Raw genomic sequence first — 17,778 nt, forward strand, 5'->3', positions numbered from 1 at the left:
CCCGCGCCCTACCCGCAGCGCCGCACAACACGCCAGCCCCGGCACGTAATCCGCACACATGACAGCCACATCCCGCCCCCCACCCGCACAACCGCACGCGCACACCTAGACGGCCCACCCCCCAACCCCACCCCGGAACCCCCGCCCACAGCCAGCACCCACACCACCCACCCCACCCACCAGCGGCATCACCTTCACCCAGATCAGCGCAGGCAGCGACCACAGCCTCGCCATCGGCAGCGACGGCAACACCTACGCATGGGGAGACAACAGAGAAGGCCAGCTCGGCAACGGCACCACTGCCGGCAGCGGCCTGCCCAAACTCGTCCACACACCAGCCGGCGTGCACTTCACCCAGGTCAGCGCGGGCGGCGGGCACAGCCTCGCCATCGGCGACGACGGACACGCATACAGCTGGGGATGGGGCGCCTGGGGCCAACTCGGCCATAGCACTGGCATCGACTATCGAACACCAGGGCGCGTCGACGACCCAGCAGGACACCCCAACACCCACTGGACCACCATCAGCGCAGGCTTCATGCACAGCCTCGCCATCGACAGCAACGGACACGCCTACGGCTGGGGAGATAACTACTACGGCGAGGTCGGCGACGGCACCACCACCAACCGCCCATTCAACAGGAGCACACCCGTGCAAGTCATTGATCCGGCAGGACACCCCAGCACCAACTGGACCGCCATCAGCGCAGGCAACTCGCACAGCCTCGCCATCAACAGCAACGGACAAGCATACAGCTGGGGAGACAACAGCAGCGGCCAACTCGGCAACGGCAACCGCGACCGGAGTCCCCACCCCACACCTGCGCGCGTCCTCGACCCGACAGGGCACCCCAACACCACCTGGACCACCATCAGCGCAGGCGTCCAACACAGCCTCGGCCTCACCCCAGACGGCCACGCCTACAGCTGGGGAGACAACGGCAGCGGCCAACTCGGCGACAACACCACCAACAGCAGGAACACACCAGGCCCCGTCAACGACCCGACAGGACACCCCAACACCACCTGGACCACCATCAGCGCAGGCGTCCAACACAGCCTCGGCCTCACCCCAGACGGCCACGCCTACAGCTGGGGAGACAACGGCAACGGCCAACTCGGAAACGGCGACAACACAAACCAGAGCACACCTGTACAAGTCCGACGAGGCGCACTGCCCGCGGGCAACCACTACACCGCAATCAGCACAAACTCCCACAGCCTCGCCATCGACAACAAAGGACACGCCTACAGCTGGGGAGCAAACGACAGGGGCCAACTCGGCGACAACACTAACATTAACTGGAACACACCTGTGCAGGTAACGGCACCCTGGTGCACCATCACCTCCGTCAACGTCGACGGCACCACCATCGGCGCCGGTGACCGGAGCGTCAACCCCACCACCGGCGCCTGGGACATCACCCTGCCCTCCCACGCGCCGGGCAAGGTCGACGTGACCGTCACCTACCGGTATCAAGTACTGGACAACAACGGCAACCTCATCAGCGACAGCGGATTGGCCGGTACCGTCACCCTCCACTACACCTATACCATTACATACACAGTCCACTTCAGTCTCGGTGATGCAACTGGCCACACCACCAGTCCGACGCCCGGCGACTTGCATCCGTTGAACGGCGACACCATCAGTTTCCCTTACCAGGTGCCCACCTGGGGCCGCCACTGGTTCAACGGATGGTCCGACAGCACAGGCAGGCTCTGGGACTTCAACAGGCCGGTCATCGCGAACATGACCCTCACCGCCAAATGGGAGCCCTACCTGTTCACCCTCACCCCCACCAGCGGACCAGTCTCCGGCGGCAACCCCGTTGCCATCACGTCCCCCGAACCACCACAAGGCATCCGCTACATCCAAATCAGCGCCGGCAGCGCCCACAGCCTCGCCATCGGGTCCGACGGCAACACCTACGCCTGGGGATGGAACCGATACGGACAGCTCGGCGACGGCACCACCACCGGCAGCAACACACCCGTGCGCGTGCGCACACCGGCCGGTGTGCATTTCACCCAGGTCAGCGCAGGCGAGCTCCACAGCCTCGCTATCGGCTCCGATGGCCACGCCTACAGCTGGGGCGGCAATGGCGAAGGCGAGCTCGGCGACAACTCCACCGACCAGCGGCTCACACCCGTACGCGTCAACGACCCAGCCGCCGGCACCACCTGGACCGCCGTCAGCGCAGGCACCTACCACAGCCTGGGCCTCACAGCAGACGGCCATGCCTACAGCTGGGGATACAACGGCTACGGCCAGCTCGGTGACAACACCAACGCCGCCACCCGGCTCACACCCGTACGCGTCAACGACCCAGCCGCCGGCACCACCTGGACCGCCGTCAGCGCAGGCGCATACCACAGCCTCGGCCTCACAGCAGACGGCCATGCCTACAGCTGGGGATACAACAGTAACGGCGAGCTCGGCGACAACACCACCAACAGCAGGAACACACCAGGCCCCGTCAACGACCCGGCAGGGCACCCCAACACCACCTGGACCACCATCAGCGCAGGCGGCCAGCACAGCCTCGGCCTCACCACAGACGGCCACGCCTACAGCTGGGGAACCAACAGCAACGGCCAACTCGGCGACAACACCACCAACAGCAGGAACACACCAGGCCCCGTCAACGACCCGGCAGGGCACCCCAACACCACCTGGACCACCATCAGCGCAGGCGGCCAGCACAGCCTCGGCCTCACCACAGACGGCCACGCCTACAGCTGGGGAACCAACAGCAACGGCCAACTCGGCGACAACACCACCAACAGCAGGAACACACCAGGCCCCGTCAACGACCCGGCAGGGCACCCCAACACCACCTGGACCACCATCAGCGCAGGCGGCCAGCACAGCCTCGGCCTCACCACAGACGGCCACGCCTACAGCTGGGGAACCAACAGCGCCGGCCAACTCGGCGACAACACCACCACCGACCAGCACATGCCCGTCCCAGTCGGCCAGCAACGGATCCAGGTCACCGGCGCCACTTTCGACACCAGTGACGCCGCACCCGCACCCACCTGGAACCCTGGCAACCACACTTGGGACACCAACACCCCACCCCACGGGCCGGGCACCACCACCGCCCACATCCACTGGACCCTTGGAGGCCAACCCCAGGACGACTACGACCTGGCCTACACCTACACCATGATCCTGCCCAAAGCCGGAAGCATACCCATGCAACGCCTCACCGGCGTCGGCCTCCTAGCCCTCAGCCTCCTGGCCTCCCTCATCCTGGCAGGCCGTCGACTCAGCCATGCGAGACACACCACCGGCAGACACACCACCACCAGCGCCTGACCATGACACCCCCCAACCGCGACCAGCCGGTCCGACAGCCCCCTCGCTGCCGGACCGCTTTACACCCCCCCCCCTGCAAACTCGCTGGGACCCGCCACCGTGCATGCGAAATCCCATGCCGAAAGCCGTACTCACACCATCCTAGAAGCGCCATGTCGAGCGGCTTCGTCCCGAACACGGTAGCCCACAATCGCTGGCCGAAGTCACTCATCACATCATGTCACCGCCGATGCCCCATCCGCAAAAGTCAGACTACGGCAGCGGCACAAAGCCCATGCACGCAAGGGGACACCACTACGCCGACGCATGCGAGCGCCACGTGACCAACACTGGTGACTGGCTACTGGCCAGAAAAGCCGCATGAACGGCCCTGCAACCCTGCTGAGCATGGCAAGCACGGACGAACCCTCCGGAAGGCAGCAGGCGACCTGCCTACCGGGGCCGGGCTGCGGTGGTTTCACGGGCCTTGGCGGCGACCTGGTCCAGGCGGGCCAGCTCGGCAGCGCCGGGGGCGGCGCCCCGGTCGAAGGAACCCTGGCCGTAGCGGTTCTCCACAGCGGTACGGATGAGGAAGTCGGAGATGGCGGGGTTCTTGGGCAGCAGGGAGCCGTGCAGGTAAGTGCCGATCACGTTGTGCACGCGGGCGCCCTCGGTGCGGTCCTCACCGTTGTTTCCGCAGCCGTCGGTGTCCACGGTGCCCAGGGGCTCCACACCCTCGTCCAGGAAGGTCTGGCCGGAGTGGTTCTCGTATCCGATGGCGGTTCCGAAGTCGGCCGTGTGCTCCAGCAGGTTGCCGATCATGCGCACCGGACGGCCCAGGCTGTAGGCGCCGATGATACCGATGCCGTCCAGGCGGTCGCCGTCGATGGTCTCGAAGTAGCGGCCGAAGAGCTGGTAGAGTCCGCAGACCATGAGCATGGGCACGCCCGCCTCGGCCGCGGCACGCAGGGTGTCGGCCCGCTCGAACAGATCTTCGATGATCCTGCCCTGCCCGTGGTCCTGGCCGCCGCCGCCCAGGATCAGGTCCACCCGCTCGGGCCAGGGGTCCCCCTGGTTGATCCGGTGGATGCGCGGCTCGTAGCCGTACAGGCTCAGGCGACGCGACACGGTGAGCACGTTGCCTGAATCACCGTAGATGTTCATGTCTCGCGGATAGAGCGAAACCAGGTCCATTGCGCGGCCGCCCGCCGGGCCGCCGGACGCGGCCTGCCCCCGGCCGTCCACCTTCACGCTTACGCCGCCGTCCGTCATCTCGCCAACCCTCCGATTATTACCTGACATTATCCACTATCTCGCCACCGTCCCCACCCGACGGTCCGTTCCAATCCGGTCAACCAGTTGTGTCCATCGTTTGTTCCCGCCCATCACCGTCCATGCATCCGCCGCATCGCTAAGCGCCCACTCCGGCATCGGCCACGTCGGTGATCTTGCTCAGTTCGGCCCGCAGGCGGAGCATGGCCGTGTAGGTGCAATATATGCGCTTGGCAACCCCGGGATGCGCGTCTACGAACGTATGCAGGGCCGCTTCAAGGTCCGGTTCCACGGCACCCACGGGCACCTGGTCGTAGTCCAGCCGCAGGGCCATGTCGTAGGCACGGGTGCCGGAGACCATCGCCACGCCGCCGGAGCGCAAGGAGGCGAAGTCCACGTCCCACAGCCAGCTCATATCACGCCCGTCGGCGTATTCATCGCGGATGGCGATCATGGTGTCGGTCCCGGCCGGATCAAAGGAAGCGAGCGCCAAGCGAAATCCCATGGGATTCTTGACCAGCACCAGCTCGACCGGCGCCCCCCGGTAGGAGATGACCTCCCCGCGTCCGAATGCCGGCGTCACCCGGGACAGGGCGGCCATGAGCTCGCTGTCCGAAGGGGCGGGCGTACCCACAGCCGCCTGTCGGTCGGCCAGGACCGCACGCACCAGGGCTAGGGCCGCTGCCGCATTGTAGAGGTTGTAGACGCCCTCGAGTTTGACGGCGGTATCCATCCGCCGGCCGTCCAGCGTGAAAGCGGCCTTGTGGATGCCCACTTCGTCCAGGACCACATCAGCGGCCAATCCGTGCTCGGGCCGGGCCGCCACGCGCGCAGCCGCGCCCCCCGCCTGCACTCCAGCGTCCCCCTCATGCATCTCATCATCCGAGGGGAAATAGGACAGCAGAGCATCATCCAGGCCGAAGTACCGGACTTGCGCACCCTTCGGAGCCAGCTTGGCCAGCCCGGCGATGCGCGTATCCTCGCGGTTCAGGACCAGCTTGCCGGTCGTGGCCTGCGCCACCGAACCCAGCAGGCGTGCGGTGTTGTCAATCTCGCCGAAGCGGTCCAGCTGGTCGCGCATCACGTTGAGCAGGAGCGCATACCGTGGCCGCACCTGTCTGACGAAGTGCACGGCATAGGCCTCGTCCAGCTCCAGGACCGCGATATCGGCGTCCAGACGGCCACGCGACCCCGGCCCCAGCTCGGTGACCAGGGACGAGACCACCCCCCGGGTGAAGTTGGAGCCCGTAGGGTTGGTGAAGACCTTGAGCCCCAAGGATTGCAGCATGGAAGCGACCATGCGCGTGGTGGTGGTCTTGCCATTGGTCCCCGACACCAGGACGACCCCCATGGGCAGCCGTCCCAGCGTGCGCGCCAGAAACGTAGGGTCCAGCCCTTCCACGACCTTGCCGGGCAGAGCCGAGCCCCCGTGGTGGGTCAGACGGGAGAGGGCGCGGGCCGCCTTGCCCGCGGGCAGGGCCGCGAAGCCATACCAGGGCCGGCGGAGGTCAGGGGCCTGGGCCTGCAGCGCATCCGTACCGGCGCCCTTCGCCTGGCGCGAACCCCCACGCCCGGAGTCACCGCCATCCATGCTCACACCCCTCCCTGCTGGTCCTGTGGCATGTCCTTGAACTTGGACTTCTCACCGATGAATGCCAGGGTGAAGGTGTCGGTCGGACCGTTGCGGTGCTTGGCCAGGATGATGTCCGCTTCGCCGGGCCGGTCCTCCTTGTCGTAGAAGTCGGGGCGGTTGACCAGAAAGACCACGTCGGCGTCCTGCTCGATCGAACCCGACTCACGCAGGTCGGAAAGCATGGGCTTCTTGTCGTTGCGGGCCTCGGGGCCGCGGTTGAGCTGGCTCAAGGCCACGACCGGCACCTCGAGCTCCTTGGCCAGGAGCTTCAGGGCGCGGGAGAACTCCGAGACCTCCTGCTGACGGGACTCTACCTGCTTGCCGGAGCTCATCAGCTGCAGGTAATCGATCACAACCAATCGCAGGTCGTTGGTCTGCTTGAGCCGGCGGCATTTGGCACGGATCTCCATCAGGCTCATGTTGGGCGAATCGTCGATGAAGAGCGGGGCGTTGGTCAGCCTTCCCAGAAAGTCGTTGAGCACGGTCCACCGGTCCTCGCTGATGTCGTCGGCCCTACGCAGGGCGACCAGGGGAATCTCGGTCTCCGCGGCGATGATGCGCTGGGCAAGCTCGGTCTTGCTCATCTCCAGAGAGAAGATGACCGTGGTCATCTGGTGGTGGAGGGCGGCGGCACGGGCGAAATCCACACCCAGGGTGGATTTGCCCATGGCCGGGCGACCGGCCACGACGACCATCTGCCCGGGTTGCAGACCCTGGGTCACGTCATCGATGGACTGGAAGCCGGTGGGTACCCCCCTCTCCACATTGCCGGATTGCATCAGATTCAGCTGGTTGAGGGTGTCCTGGACCACCGGGCCGATCGCCTCGTAGTCCTGGCGGACCTTGCCCACACTCATCTCGTAGACCTCGGCCTGGGCCAGATTCACGATCTCCTCGGCCTGGGAACCCTCGGCCGAATAGCCCATCTGGGCGATCTTGGTACCCGCGGCGATCACGTTGCGCAGGACGGCCCGCTGGTGGACGATCTCCGCGTAGTAGGTGGCGTTGGCGGCAGTGGGAACCGAAGCGACCAGCGAGTGCAGGTAGTCCGTGCCGCCGACCTTGTCCAGGTCGCCGTTCTTCAGGAGCTGGTTGGCCACCAACACTGCGTCCACCGGCTGGGAGCCCGCGAACAGGGTGATGACCGCCTCGTAGATGGTCTGATGCTTGGGCTGGTAGAAGTCACTCACGTCAATCATCTGACTGACCTCGCCGATCGCGTCCTTGCTCATCAGCATGCCGCCCAGGACCGCCATTTCGGCGTCGTCGTCATGTGGAGGGACGCGGTCGAAGATCATGTCGCGCGGCCCTTGACCTTCGCGGCCGCCTTCCCGTTCAGGGTGAGGGAAGTCCCTATAGTTCTCTGAAGCCATACGCCCGATTCTAGGGGCGGGTCGGTATAGACGGCGCGGACCGGGGCGCTTTCCGCCGTTGGCTTGCGCGAATGCAATGAAGCCTAGGGCGCACACATTTTCTTCACATAATCAAGCGTGTCAATTATGCACGTTGCTGTAGCGGCTATTCCGCCTTCACATGTGGACGAAAGAAAAAGTTGTCCACATACTAGGCGTGTCATCGAGGAAAACCCACCAAGTTATCCACACGATGGGTATAACTGTGTGCAAAACCTGGGGACAGACACCGATGCAACTTATCGGGCTTGTGCGGAAGACCACCCTGTGATAAGGCGTACGCCTCCTTCACAAGCAGGAACCCGCACGACTGCCGCCTTCGCGGGACCGGGCGGGGGTGCGGACCCTTGGATAGAATCGACTGGTTAGGGCGGCCCGCCCAGAGGACGGACCGGTTGGCGGGCGAAGCGGAGGACAGGCATGGGGCGTGCGGCGCAGGACGGCGGACACCGGATGAGCGAGACCAGTGGGGTGGCGGACACACATACCACGACTCCCGCGACCGCGCCGGACAGACGCCCGGTATACCGGCAGATCGCAGCCCTGGCCATCCCCACCTTCGGTCAGCTGATCGCCGAACCCGCCTTCGTCATGATCGACACCGCCATCGTCGGCCATATCTCCAACGCCGCCCTTGCAGGGCTGTCGATCGGGTCCACTGTGGTGCTCACCACAGTGGGACTATGCGTCTTCCTGGCTTATGGCACAACCTCACAGGTGGCCCGGCTCATGGGCGCCGGCAAGCGCAAGGAAGGCATGGAGGTCGGCATCGACGGCATGTGGCTGGCCTTCGGCATCGGCGTGGTGGTGTGCGGCCTGCTCGTGGCCTTCAGCACGCCCCTGTGCCGGCTGATGGGGGCGCGCGGCGAGGTGCTGACCTCGGCCCGGATCTACCTGAACGCCACGATCTTCGGCCTGCCGGCCATGCTCCTGGTATATGCGGCCAACGGTATCTTCCGCGGCCTGCAGAAGGTCAGGATCACACTGATCGCCGCAGTCTCCGGGGCGGCGCTCAACACCGCCCTGGAGGTCCTGTTCGTCTTCGGCTTCGGCTGGGGCATCCTGGGTTCGGGTGCGGCCACCCTGATCGCCGAATGGTACATGGGTCTGGCCCTGACCATCCCGGCACTGGTCTGGGCCCGCAAGGAAGGCGCCTCATGGCTGCCCCGCCTTGCAGGAATCCTCGGGTCGGCCGGCGACGGCTTCCCGCTTTTCCTGCGCACCCTGGCCCTACGGGTCTGTCTGGCCGGAACGGTGGTAGCCGCCGCCCATCTGGGCGAGCAAGTGCTGGCCGCCTACCAGGCGGTGAACTCCACCTGGAATTTCGGACTGAACATGCTGGACGCGGTGGGCATCGCCGGGCAATCCCTCGTGGCCACCGAGCTGGGTGCCCGCCACAAGGGCCGGGCCCGCATGATGACCGACCTCTCAGCCAAGGCGGGCATGGCCATGGGAATCGTGGTGGGTCTTATCATGATCATCCTGGGAATCACCGCCGCGTCGCTGTTCAGCCCCAGCCCGGCGGTACGGACGCTCATCACCGTCGGCATGGCCGTGGAGGGCGTATTCATGCCGATCGCCGGATGGATGTGGGCCCTTGACGGCATCCTGATCGGGGCGGGCGACTACCGCTACCTGGCTGCCACCTGTTCCCTTACCGCACTCATCTACGTGGGGGCCCTCACCCCGCTGACCCTGTGGGCGCAGACCTGGACCAGCCAGGCTTGGCGGACCGTCATGCTCTGGTCGGCCATCAACTTCCTCTTCATCGGCGCCCGCGCCGTGTTCAACGGCCTGCGAGCACGGGGCGATGCCTGGATGGATCGGGCCCTGGAAGCGGCCTGAGCCCCGCCTTCCGCCAACACGGCCTACGGATTCCGGCCCGGATATGCCCAGCGCCCCTTCGCATATCTCATGCGAAGGGGCGCAGCGTTTTGGAAGGCAGCCTATTCGGCGCCGAGAATCCCATCCACAAAAGACTCGGGATCGAAAGCCGAAAGATCGTCCGGCCCCTCACCCAGGCCCACCAGCTTGACCGGCACACCCAGCTCCCGCTGGACCGAAACGACGATGCCTCCCTTGGCCGACCCATCGAGTTTGGTGAGCACGATGCCTGTGACGCCGATGGCCTGCGCGAATACCTTGGCCTGCACCATGCCGTTCTGACCGGTCGTGGCGTCCAATACGAGCAGCACTTCCTCCACCGGCAGGTTCTTCTCGACCACACGCCTGATCTTGCCCAGTTCGTCCATCAGGTTGGCCTTGTTCTGCAAACGCCCGGCGGTGTCCACAATCAACAGGTCGGCCTGGGAGTCCTTGGCCTGCTGCGCTGCCTCGAAGGCCACGGAGGCCGGATCCGCACCCTCGCGCTCGGAGCGCACGACCGGCACACCCACCTTCGACCCCCAGGTCTCCAGCTGGTCCGCCGCCGCTGCGCGGAAAGTGTCGGCCGCACCCATGACCACGGACTTGCCGTCGGCCACGAACAGGCGGGCCAGCTTGCCTGCAGTCGTGGTTTTGCCAGTGCCGTTGACGCCGACCATGACAATGACCGAAGGCTTGGCCGCACCGGGTCGGGACGCAAGCAGGGAACGGTCCTGGCCGTTGTCCACCATTGCCAGGAGCTTTTCGCGCAGCATGGCCCGCACGGCCGCAGGATCCTTCTCGCCGTTGACCCGTGCGTCGGAGCGCAGCTCGTCCACCAGCTGCTCGGACGCCTCGGCGCCCACATCCGCCCGCAGCAAGGTGTCCTCCACATCCTCCCAGTCCGACTCGCTCAGGTGATCCTTGGACAGGATGGTGAACAGGGCTTTGCCGAAGGGATTGGGGGACTTGGCCAGCTTGGCCCTGAGCCGGGTCATGCGCGACGATGAGGACTCCGGCTCCTCCACGGACTGCGAAGGCGACGGCCCGGTCTGATCCGGCCGCGAAGCCTGCCCTGCCGGAGCCCGCGGCTGCGCCCCATGCCCGCCTTCATCCGCTCCCTGCCGGGATGGTTGGGCCGACTGTCCATCCACCCGCTCCTGCTCGGCATGGGGTGAATGCTTGCCGCGCTTGCGCAGGGCGATGACGACGCCCACGGCGACCAGAAGGAGGACAACGGCGGCACAGACCAGGGCGATGATGGCGTATGTGTTCATATCCTCAAGAGTAAAGTTGCGAACGGACAGCCACAGGCCGGTTTTCAAGCCTGGTCGTGACCCCGTTGGCCTTGAACGGCCGGCTTCGCACCACCACCGGTATCCGTGCCGGCATCGGCATCCGCAGTCGTGTCGGCAACCGTGACGGGAATGCCGCGGCCAGCGTTGCCCCCTACGCCTTCTGAGCCCCCGTCGGCGCCTTCATTCGAGTCCAGCAGCGCCCGCACCGGCAGTACCGAGTCGCCGTTCACATACACCGGATGCTCCATCGTGTCCTCGTCATCAACGTACGGATGGGCCCGTTTGAGCGGTTTTCGGACTGTTTGGGGGGTGAAGGCCGGTGCCGCACCCGCCACCCTGGGCAGGGGCTTTCGATGCCTCTCAGTTTCGGACGACCGTTGCCCGCCCGCCCTCCGCCGGGCGCGCCTGTCCAAGCCCTGGGAAAAGGCACGGTCATGTGACTCGCCTTTGGCCAGGAGCAGGACGAATACCACCAGCACCGCCACCAGGGCGATCCAAGCCAACACGATGACCCATACCATGCCCTCATTCTCCCAGCCACAGCCCGTCACAGCCAGGCCGCCCCCCAAACATCCCAAGCTCATTCACAAGCGGCCCGGCAAAGCCCCAGATATCTCGCTCAACCCAACAAATCGACCCAATACCGTTGGCTGCAGCCGCCGGGCGTGGACCGGGCGTCCTCCAGGACGCCGCCACACGCCAGTATGGTCCGTCGACTGCCTTCATTGGAGGCATCGCAGGTAATGAGAACCCGGTCCAGTCCATGCTGCCCGGCCTGGTCCAGGCAGTGGGCCAGCAGGAGTTTGGCATAGCCCCGCCGGCGGCGACGCGGGTGGACCGAATAGCCGACATGACCACCGCTGAGCAGAAGGAAATCGGTCAGTTCGAGCCGCAGCTGGGCCATCCCGACGATCGCGTCCCCCTCGTCCAATGCGCAGAACTGGAGTGCCGGCACCCAACCTTCCGGCAAGCCCTCTCCCCGGGCTTCCGCAGCCGCCTGATCCGCCCAGCCGCGCTCGGCCTCTTCCGGGCCGTCGAACCGTTCCAAACAGCCCAAACCAGCGGTACGACCGTCATCCGCCGCCTTGCAATCCTGCATATAGGCCCAGGCGGCACGCCCGAGGCCTCGCATCCCAGGACCCACCTGTTCGATCCGTATTCCGTCGCCGTCCATGACACACTTCCTTCCCCTACCCGCTCGCTCGCTGACCGCTTCCACCGCCCGCGGCGCCATCGGAACCGACCCAGGGTCCGGCAGAGCATTAAAACGCTACGCACGTCCAACCCACGATGCAACCGCCATCCCATATTCGCGACTTGCCAAGTTGCCCTACCGTTGTAAACTGGGGAGACGTTGCCCCTCTGGCTCAATGGTTAGAGCAGCGTCCTTTTAAGTCGTGGGTTCTCGGTTCGAATCCGAGGGGGGGCACTTGGCGCGTCAGAATCGACTTCATCTGCGCTTCCACGCCAATTCCCCGACCGCATTTGACGACTTAAATCCATAAATAGTGAAGCCTCACGTTGCTGCCGTTCGAGATCCTCTACCATTGCACTGTCATCAAGAAGGTCTTCGAGCGTTACTCCAAGCAGATCCGCAATGACTACAGCTTCTCGCACCGATAACCTGCCCGGTCGAGTTAGCTTCATCGAGACCGCAGGTCGCGTTACACCGAACGCTTTTGCAATTGTCCCTTGGTGGACATCTTTGGATTCACTGAGTTTTTTCCTAATGTTGAAACGCAACACACTGTCTTCATAATCGGCATGGTTCATTTCTGACAAAGCTGGTGTTGCTACAGACGAACTCATTTTTACCCCCTTAATATCCGTTATGTGACAGAACCACCTTAACGCGCCAATTTGCATTAAGTCAAACTCAATATTAATATGTAAATGTCAGTTATAGGTCAATAGCAACAGGGGCGGTCATGTCAAACATGAAGAGGTGGCTACACGAAGAAGGTATCTCTTATTCAAAATTGGCCAGCACTCTCCACCAAACAGCCAGTAACATCAGCAACAAGGTCAACGGGATAACTCAGTGGCAACAACAAGACCTTCTACAGCTGAACAAGATATATGGCCTCTCTGCTGACTTTGTTATTGGCCTACCGAACTCAAAAGAGAACTTGGAGGTGTTTACACGCTAAAGAAATATCCGGTTCCCGAATTGCAGTTCGGGAACCGGACTATGTAACAACTGATCGAATGGTGGGCATCGCGATATTCGCACTTTCCTGATGGCCAGCATTCTTGCGCTTAGGAGTCATTACATATGACAGACTATAACAAGCCGACACCTTGTATTTTCATGCCCAATCACCAGTATAAGACGGTTTCTCCTAATCAGCGGGCATCATCCTGCGCGGATTCTAATCATAAGCGCCGCCTGGCGATGGCGTTCCATCCCGCGGGGAGGATTCGGCAATGATCAAGGGGCATGGAAAAAATGACCGGCTGGATCGTGCCATGACACGCGTCCGGCGTCTTTTGGCGATTGCCGAGGACTCGGGACGTGACCTGGTCCTTGTCCGCGGCTGGCAGATCGAGGAATACAGGCGTTCCTTGAATCTGGGCTCTCCGCTCAAACTACCTTCCTTCGACGTTTCGGAGGAGGGCATGGAGGCGGGCGGCCGGTATGCGGACCGAGTAGCGCTGGGCCTGCATGAAGTGTCAACCCCGCGCAAGCAACTACAAGGGGCGCAGTCATGATGGCCGTGGCATGTGTGGCTGGTGCGCCACACGGTATAGATTTGCAGCTCAAGACCTACCGGCTTTCCGACCCGGAGGGCGACGAGGGGTATCGGCTGGTACGCGCCAGGTCCAGGAACGAGGCTCGCGCCCAGGCGACGTATTTGTTTGAAGACGTGTCCTACATCAGCGTGTTGGTCCGACGGGTCCCGTGGCTTGATAGGTATAGGGATCTAGCCTCACCGGACGCGGTCATGGCCCGGCTCAGGCACGGCTGGTGGGTGCCGAACTATGGTTTCACTGACGCCGAACGGTTGGTGGACGAGTACGGCAATGAATACGTTGATCAGGAGATTGTAGGCCGCGAGGGCGAGGCTGGATTCCGCAGATATGCGTCGTTGATCGGAGCGCACTACCCGGATACGAGAGCCAAGGGGGATTGCGATGAAAAGGCTGACTAAGGTCCAGGAACGCATGCTCCATGACGCGGCGGCGAATGGCAGCGAGGATTTCTGGCTTAGCGCCATGCTCGGGCTGAGCATCCCACACGTCCGCGCCGAACGAATGCGGCTTCAAGGCCTGCTTGATGCACCCAGGTCGAACGAGGCGCGCGCATGAGTGTCCAGGCGAGGGCTTGGGCCCAACGCTGCCATGTCGGGAATCCAGCCGCGAAGTCGGTGCTGTGCTATCTGGCCGATCGGGCTTCCGACGACGGCACGGGGGCATGGCCGAAGGTCCGGACCATCTGCGAGGTCACGGAATTCAAGGAGCGCACCGTGCAGAATGCGTTGAAACTGCTGGAGGAGCAAGGGTTCATCCGACCCGGCGACCAGCGCCATGCTGCACTACTCCCCCACGGCCGGACCAGACCGAAACAATACCGGGCCCGGGTCTGGGATCTGTGCATGGAACGCGACCCTGGCGTATCCGCCTATTTGAAACGCACCCACAAGGATGAAACGGCCGAGCCGCCAGCTGGAGTGGATCAGACGAGGCGCACCAATGCCTGTACTTTTCCGGTCGACGGCACCCAGCAGGCCTCCAGGGGTGCAGCAGATGCACCCCTGGTGGTTACGGGTGCCGACGGCCGGGGCCAGGGGCGCATTTCATGCGCCTCCAGGGGTGCAGCAGATGCACCACTTTATAAACCGTCAGGTATCAACCGTCAGATTAACCCCCTTGTCCCTATGGGACATTCCCCCACGGGGGACCGCGCGCCGGATGATGGCGCGAAGGAACTGCTCAAGGGATTCTGCGACCTACTTGCAGAATTGGGACTGCCGGTCCCAGGCGATGTATCAAGGCCCTCGCGCCGGGAACTCTCGGCGGCCGAATCGTTGGCGCGGCAACACGGCTCGACGGAGGCTTTGGCCTTGGCTCGCTGGGCGCTGACGACCTCTGACGGGTTCTGGCGACCGACGATCCGCTCTTGCCGGCAGTTGGCCAAGCATTGGCCGACGCTGGCCTTGCAGCGGGCCAGGGATGCCCCGGATACTCAGTCGTCCGCCGCGGCCCCAGAGGACGACGACCGACCGACCCTGGTAAGTGGTGATTGGGTGCTTCGGGAGCCGGTCTACGGCTACCGGCGATTGGGCCTGGAAGCCGCCCGAGCTCATTTGAACGGCGAGATGCCGGCCGAAGAGTGTCCGTATTGTCGGCTCGACGAGCGTAACCGCGAACATCATCCCGGCCCTGATGTCGTGCTCGAACGGAGACGTCGACAGGCCGCAGAGGAAGCACAGAAAAACGAAAAACTCAAGCAAGCGCAAAAGAAATTCCGGGCACACAGGCGTGTAGCCGGCCCGGAGATCGCAAAGAAGGGGGCGTAAATCATGAACGCACAGAGGGGATTCAGACAAACCGGGACAAAGTCGAAGGTAGGCTTATGCCAGCTTCTGCCCCGATCCACCCAGATTCCAGGGTTGAACGACCTGTGGGACCGGATGTGGGCGTTGGAGACCAGCACTCTAGGTGAGGACCGGGAACTGCGTCGCGTAGCCCGAAAAATATGCGATCTATGCCCGATACAGTTCGATTGCTTGGCGCAAGCGGTTGAAAACCACTACAACGACGGGATCTTCGGCGGACTGACCTATCAGGAGCGGAAAGCACTAAGGCATCTGCTCCCCTTTCCCGACCGAGCCGGAGAGAAGTCCGAGCCCCAACAAGGGCGACGTTTGCCAATGCTGACTTCCTGGCTTGCCGCCCATCCGCAGGTGATCGCCGAGGCTCGGAAGCTGGGGGCCAAACGTTTCAAGCGAATCAGGCAGCAGCAGCGGTACCACGAACAGAAGAAGTCCGCCCCGGCAGTCCCCCATACCGTGGGACGCTCCCCCACCCTATTCTGACCCGGATGCAGCAGCCCAGCCCGGACACGATAACCCAGCCCGGGCGGGGTCCCTGTCCACCCATAAACCGACAAACGTACAAACCAACATTCATACAAATCCATCAACAAATAAAACAGGAAGCCAGAAACTCCGGATCCTGGGTCCTGCGGCTTGAATTATAGGAGACAGACATGGAAGAAACTGTATTGAGAGGGCCAATCATCGCATTCGGCAACACCAAAGGAGGGGTCGGCAAAACAACCAGCACCATCCTGACCGCATGCTCCCTCAACCGCTTGGGATATTGTGTGGAGGTTCGTGACATCGACCCGAGCGCCCAGGCCACGGCATGGGCCCAGAACGCGCAGGACGCAGGCACTCCCCTGCCATTCCCTGTGATCCCGGCGAATATGCGAAGCGTCGGAAGCCGCCCTGCGAACGAAGAGACTTGGATACTGATCGATACCCCGCCATTGCAAACCGAGCTGATTGACGCGGCGGTAAACGCCTGCGATCTGGCTGTGTTGGTCACGACGCCCGGCAAGCTCGACATGATGAGGATGTTGGAGACATCCCGGGCACTAAACAAGCCCAGCTCGATCCTGCTGACGCAGGTTCGGGAAGGCACTGTGATGGCCCGGCAGGCTAAATCGTTCTTGAAGGAGCGCGGCATGGCTACATTTGACACCATCATCCCTATGCGTGAGTCCCTGCGCCAGGCTTCCTGCACTGGCGAGATTCCCTCGGCGAGTGGATACGGGCTCGTAGCCACCGAGCTTATAAGCGTCTTCAATCCGGAAACCGCCGGCGCTTAGTCGTAGGTTCCCGGATTCGTGGATTCGTACGAATCCGGGAACCAGGAAACATAAGAACCAGGAAACATAAGAACCAGGAAACATAAGAACCAGGAAACATAAGAACCAGGAAACATAAGAACCAGGAAACATAAGAACCAGGAAACGTCCAAACCCCACTACACGGAAACCGAGGAACGTGGGCGGCAATATTCAAGGAGGCAATATGAAAGTGCAGCAACCGGCAGCAACGGCGAAAAGCCTTGCCAACACGTTGGCCAGCTACCCGGAAAGGCAGCGGCCGGAGAGGAAAACGCAGGCATCGTTCATGCTGCCAGCCGAGACCCATCGCCGCCTTAAGCGGTTTGCGGCCGACAAGGGGGTGAGCATGAGCGCAATCGTAGCAGAATGGATAGAGGCCAATTGCTGATTCAAGAACCGTAAGATTGGAATGTGCTTCTTGGGCGCAGGTTTCCGCCGGATAAATGATTCTGCTTATGACGACCATGAATTCGCTGAATTCGACTGATAATAGTCAGGACGAGGGAGAGGTAGAGAAATGACCGAGGGGACAATTGGCACGGATGCAAATCCCAACCGGAAACGGTGGGCACTGCCGATCGCGGCTGTTGCAATCGTCGCGGTATGCGCCGGCGGTTTTGGCGTATACCGGTGGAACGCCGGCAGACATGACCAGGCTGTAGCCTCATGCCAGCAGGCTGCGGGGCGGTTGGCTAGGACAACGGCCATGAAGGATTCCAGGGTCGTGGGTGAGGCGCGGAAGGTGCAGGGCGACCAGGTGGCCGACGCCAAGACCGTGAGCGACTACCAGCGGGCCGTCAAGGCCATCACGAAGGTCAAGCCGGTGTCCTGCGACGCCTCGCAAAGCACGGCCGACCTGCGGGCGGCGGCGCGGCGGATGGACGCTGCGGCGGCCAGGCGCGACGATCAGGCCAAGGCCGTCGAGCGGGCCGCGAAAGCCGTGCTCGCCTCGCGGGGCGCGAAGAGCCTGGCGGACGCCAGGGCCGCGCTCAAGGCGAAGCAGGACGAGGGGTCGGCCCGGCTGGCGCAGACGGAGGGCCAGGTGGCCGACAACGCCACCCGTGAGCAGCTCCGGCAGGCGCTGGACGCCGCCGGCAAGGTCCAATCGAACAAGCCGGACGACTACCGGAAGGCCCAGG

At 63.5% G+C, this 17,778-nt stretch carries 15 protein-coding genes, 1 tRNA gene and 1 pseudogene; 11 read left to right on the forward strand and 6 right to left on the reverse strand.

The window, feature by feature from the left end:
• Positions 1–232: 232 nt before the first annotated feature.
• Positions 233–3,325: an RCC1 domain-containing protein gene (locus CRD59_RS07155; RefSeq protein ID WP_456236477.1), complete on the forward strand. Its 3,093-nt coding sequence runs from the start codon at positions 233–235 to the stop codon at positions 3,323–3,325.
• 432 nt (positions 3,326–3,757) lie between these two features.
• Here the strand turns inward: CRD59_RS07155 and CRD59_RS07160 are convergent, their stop codons facing one another.
• The 3 genes from CRD59_RS07160 to dnaB form a co-directional block, all read right to left on the reverse strand.
• Positions 3,758–4,498, reverse strand: coding sequence for a type 1 glutamine amidotransferase (locus CRD59_RS07160; RefSeq protein ID WP_113854016.1), 741 nt, complete (start codon positions 4,496–4,498; stop codon positions 3,758–3,760).
• 217 nt (positions 4,499–4,715) lie between these two features.
• Positions 4,716–6,167, reverse strand: coding sequence for a Mur ligase family protein (locus tag CRD59_RS07165; protein ID WP_113854004.1), 1,452 nt, complete (start codon positions 6,165–6,167; stop codon positions 4,716–4,718).
• 2 nt (positions 6,168–6,169) lie between these two features.
• Entirely contained in the window at positions 6,170–7,507 is a 1,338-nt protein-coding gene (gene dnaB, locus CRD59_RS07170) for a replicative DNA helicase (RefSeq protein ID WP_236632785.1), read from the reverse strand.
• 567 nt (positions 7,508–8,074) lie between these two features.
• On the opposite strand from dnaB, the gene CRD59_RS07175 reads away from it, so the two are divergent.
• Positions 8,075–9,466 carry an MATE family efflux transporter gene (locus CRD59_RS07175; protein ID WP_113854017.1) on the forward strand — a complete coding sequence of 464 codons (1,392 nt, stop codon included), beginning with the start codon at positions 8,075–8,077 and terminating at the stop codon, positions 9,464–9,466.
• A 101-nt stretch (positions 9,467–9,567) separates the two neighbouring features.
• On the opposite strand, the gene ftsY is transcribed toward CRD59_RS07175, so the two are convergent.
• The 3 genes from ftsY to CRD59_RS07190 all read right to left on the reverse strand — a co-directional run bounded on the left by ftsY (position 9,568) and on the right by CRD59_RS07190 (position 11,956).
• The gene (ftsY, locus tag CRD59_RS07180; protein ID WP_113854006.1) at positions 9,568–10,761 is read right to left on the reverse strand and encodes a signal recognition particle-docking protein FtsY; all 1,194 of its coding nucleotides are present in this window, start codon (positions 10,759–10,761) and stop codon (positions 9,568–9,570) included.
• Positions 10,762–10,805: 44 nt separating this feature from the next.
• A complete protein-coding gene (locus CRD59_RS07185) occupies positions 10,806–11,303 on the reverse strand; it encodes a hypothetical protein (RefSeq protein WP_127920977.1) in 498 nt (165 codons plus the stop codon).
• Between the two features lie 98 nt (positions 11,304–11,401).
• Positions 11,402–11,956 carry a GNAT family N-acetyltransferase gene (locus tag CRD59_RS07190; protein WP_161522315.1) on the reverse strand — a complete coding sequence of 185 codons (555 nt, stop codon included), beginning with the start codon at positions 11,954–11,956 and terminating at the stop codon, positions 11,402–11,404.
• A gap of 182 nt (positions 11,957–12,138) precedes the next feature.
• On the opposite strand from CRD59_RS07190, the gene CRD59_RS07195 reads away from it, so the two are divergent.
• The 9 genes and pseudogenes from CRD59_RS07195 to CRD59_RS07235 all read left to right on the forward strand — a co-directional run.
• Positions 12,139–12,211 (forward strand) — tRNA-Lys (locus tag CRD59_RS07195).
• A 1,040-nt stretch (positions 12,212–13,251) separates the two neighbouring features.
• Positions 13,252–13,494 carry a hypothetical protein gene (locus tag CRD59_RS07205; protein WP_127920978.1) on the forward strand — a complete coding sequence of 81 codons (243 nt, stop codon included), beginning with the start codon at positions 13,252–13,254 and terminating at the stop codon, positions 13,492–13,494.
• Complete coding sequence (locus CRD59_RS07210; RefSeq protein ID WP_113854011.1) at positions 13,491–13,934, forward strand: hypothetical protein; 444 nt, start codon at positions 13,491–13,493, stop codon at positions 13,932–13,934. Before CRD59_RS07205 ends, CRD59_RS07210 begins: the two co-directional genes overlap by 4 nt.
• Positions 13,918–14,091 carry a hypothetical protein gene (locus tag CRD59_RS08005; RefSeq protein WP_161522316.1) on the forward strand — a complete coding sequence of 58 codons (174 nt, stop codon included), beginning with the start codon at positions 13,918–13,920 and terminating at the stop codon, positions 14,089–14,091. Before CRD59_RS07210 ends, CRD59_RS08005 begins: the two co-directional genes overlap by 17 nt.
• Positions 14,088–15,302: a helix-turn-helix domain-containing protein gene (locus tag CRD59_RS07215; RefSeq protein ID WP_113854012.1), complete on the forward strand. Its 1,215-nt coding sequence runs from the start codon at positions 14,088–14,090 to the stop codon at positions 15,300–15,302. The genes CRD59_RS08005 and CRD59_RS07215 overlap by 4 nt, the downstream gene beginning before the upstream one ends.
• Before the next feature lie 114 nt (positions 15,303–15,416).
• Entirely contained in the window at positions 15,417–15,821 is a 405-nt protein-coding gene (locus CRD59_RS08220; RefSeq protein ID WP_269088377.1) for a WhiB family transcriptional regulator, read from the forward strand.
• A 173-nt stretch (positions 15,822–15,994) separates the two neighbouring features.
• Positions 15,995–16,618 carry a ParA family protein gene (locus CRD59_RS07225; RefSeq protein ID WP_113854014.1) on the forward strand — a complete coding sequence of 208 codons (624 nt, stop codon included), beginning with the start codon at positions 15,995–15,997 and terminating at the stop codon, positions 16,616–16,618.
• A 205-nt stretch (positions 16,619–16,823) separates the two neighbouring features.
• Positions 16,824–17,027 carry a hypothetical protein gene (locus CRD59_RS07230; protein WP_113854015.1) on the forward strand — a complete coding sequence of 68 codons (204 nt, stop codon included), beginning with the start codon at positions 16,824–16,826 and terminating at the stop codon, positions 17,025–17,027.
• A 129-nt stretch (positions 17,028–17,156) separates the two neighbouring features.
• Positions 17,157–17,778: pseudogene (locus CRD59_RS07235) on the forward strand (hypothetical protein); the annotation flags it as partial.

Source organism: Bifidobacterium xylocopae (assembly GCF_003315615.1).
Lineage (GTDB): Bacteria > Actinomycetota > Actinomycetes > Actinomycetales > Bifidobacteriaceae > Bombiscardovia > Bombiscardovia xylocopae.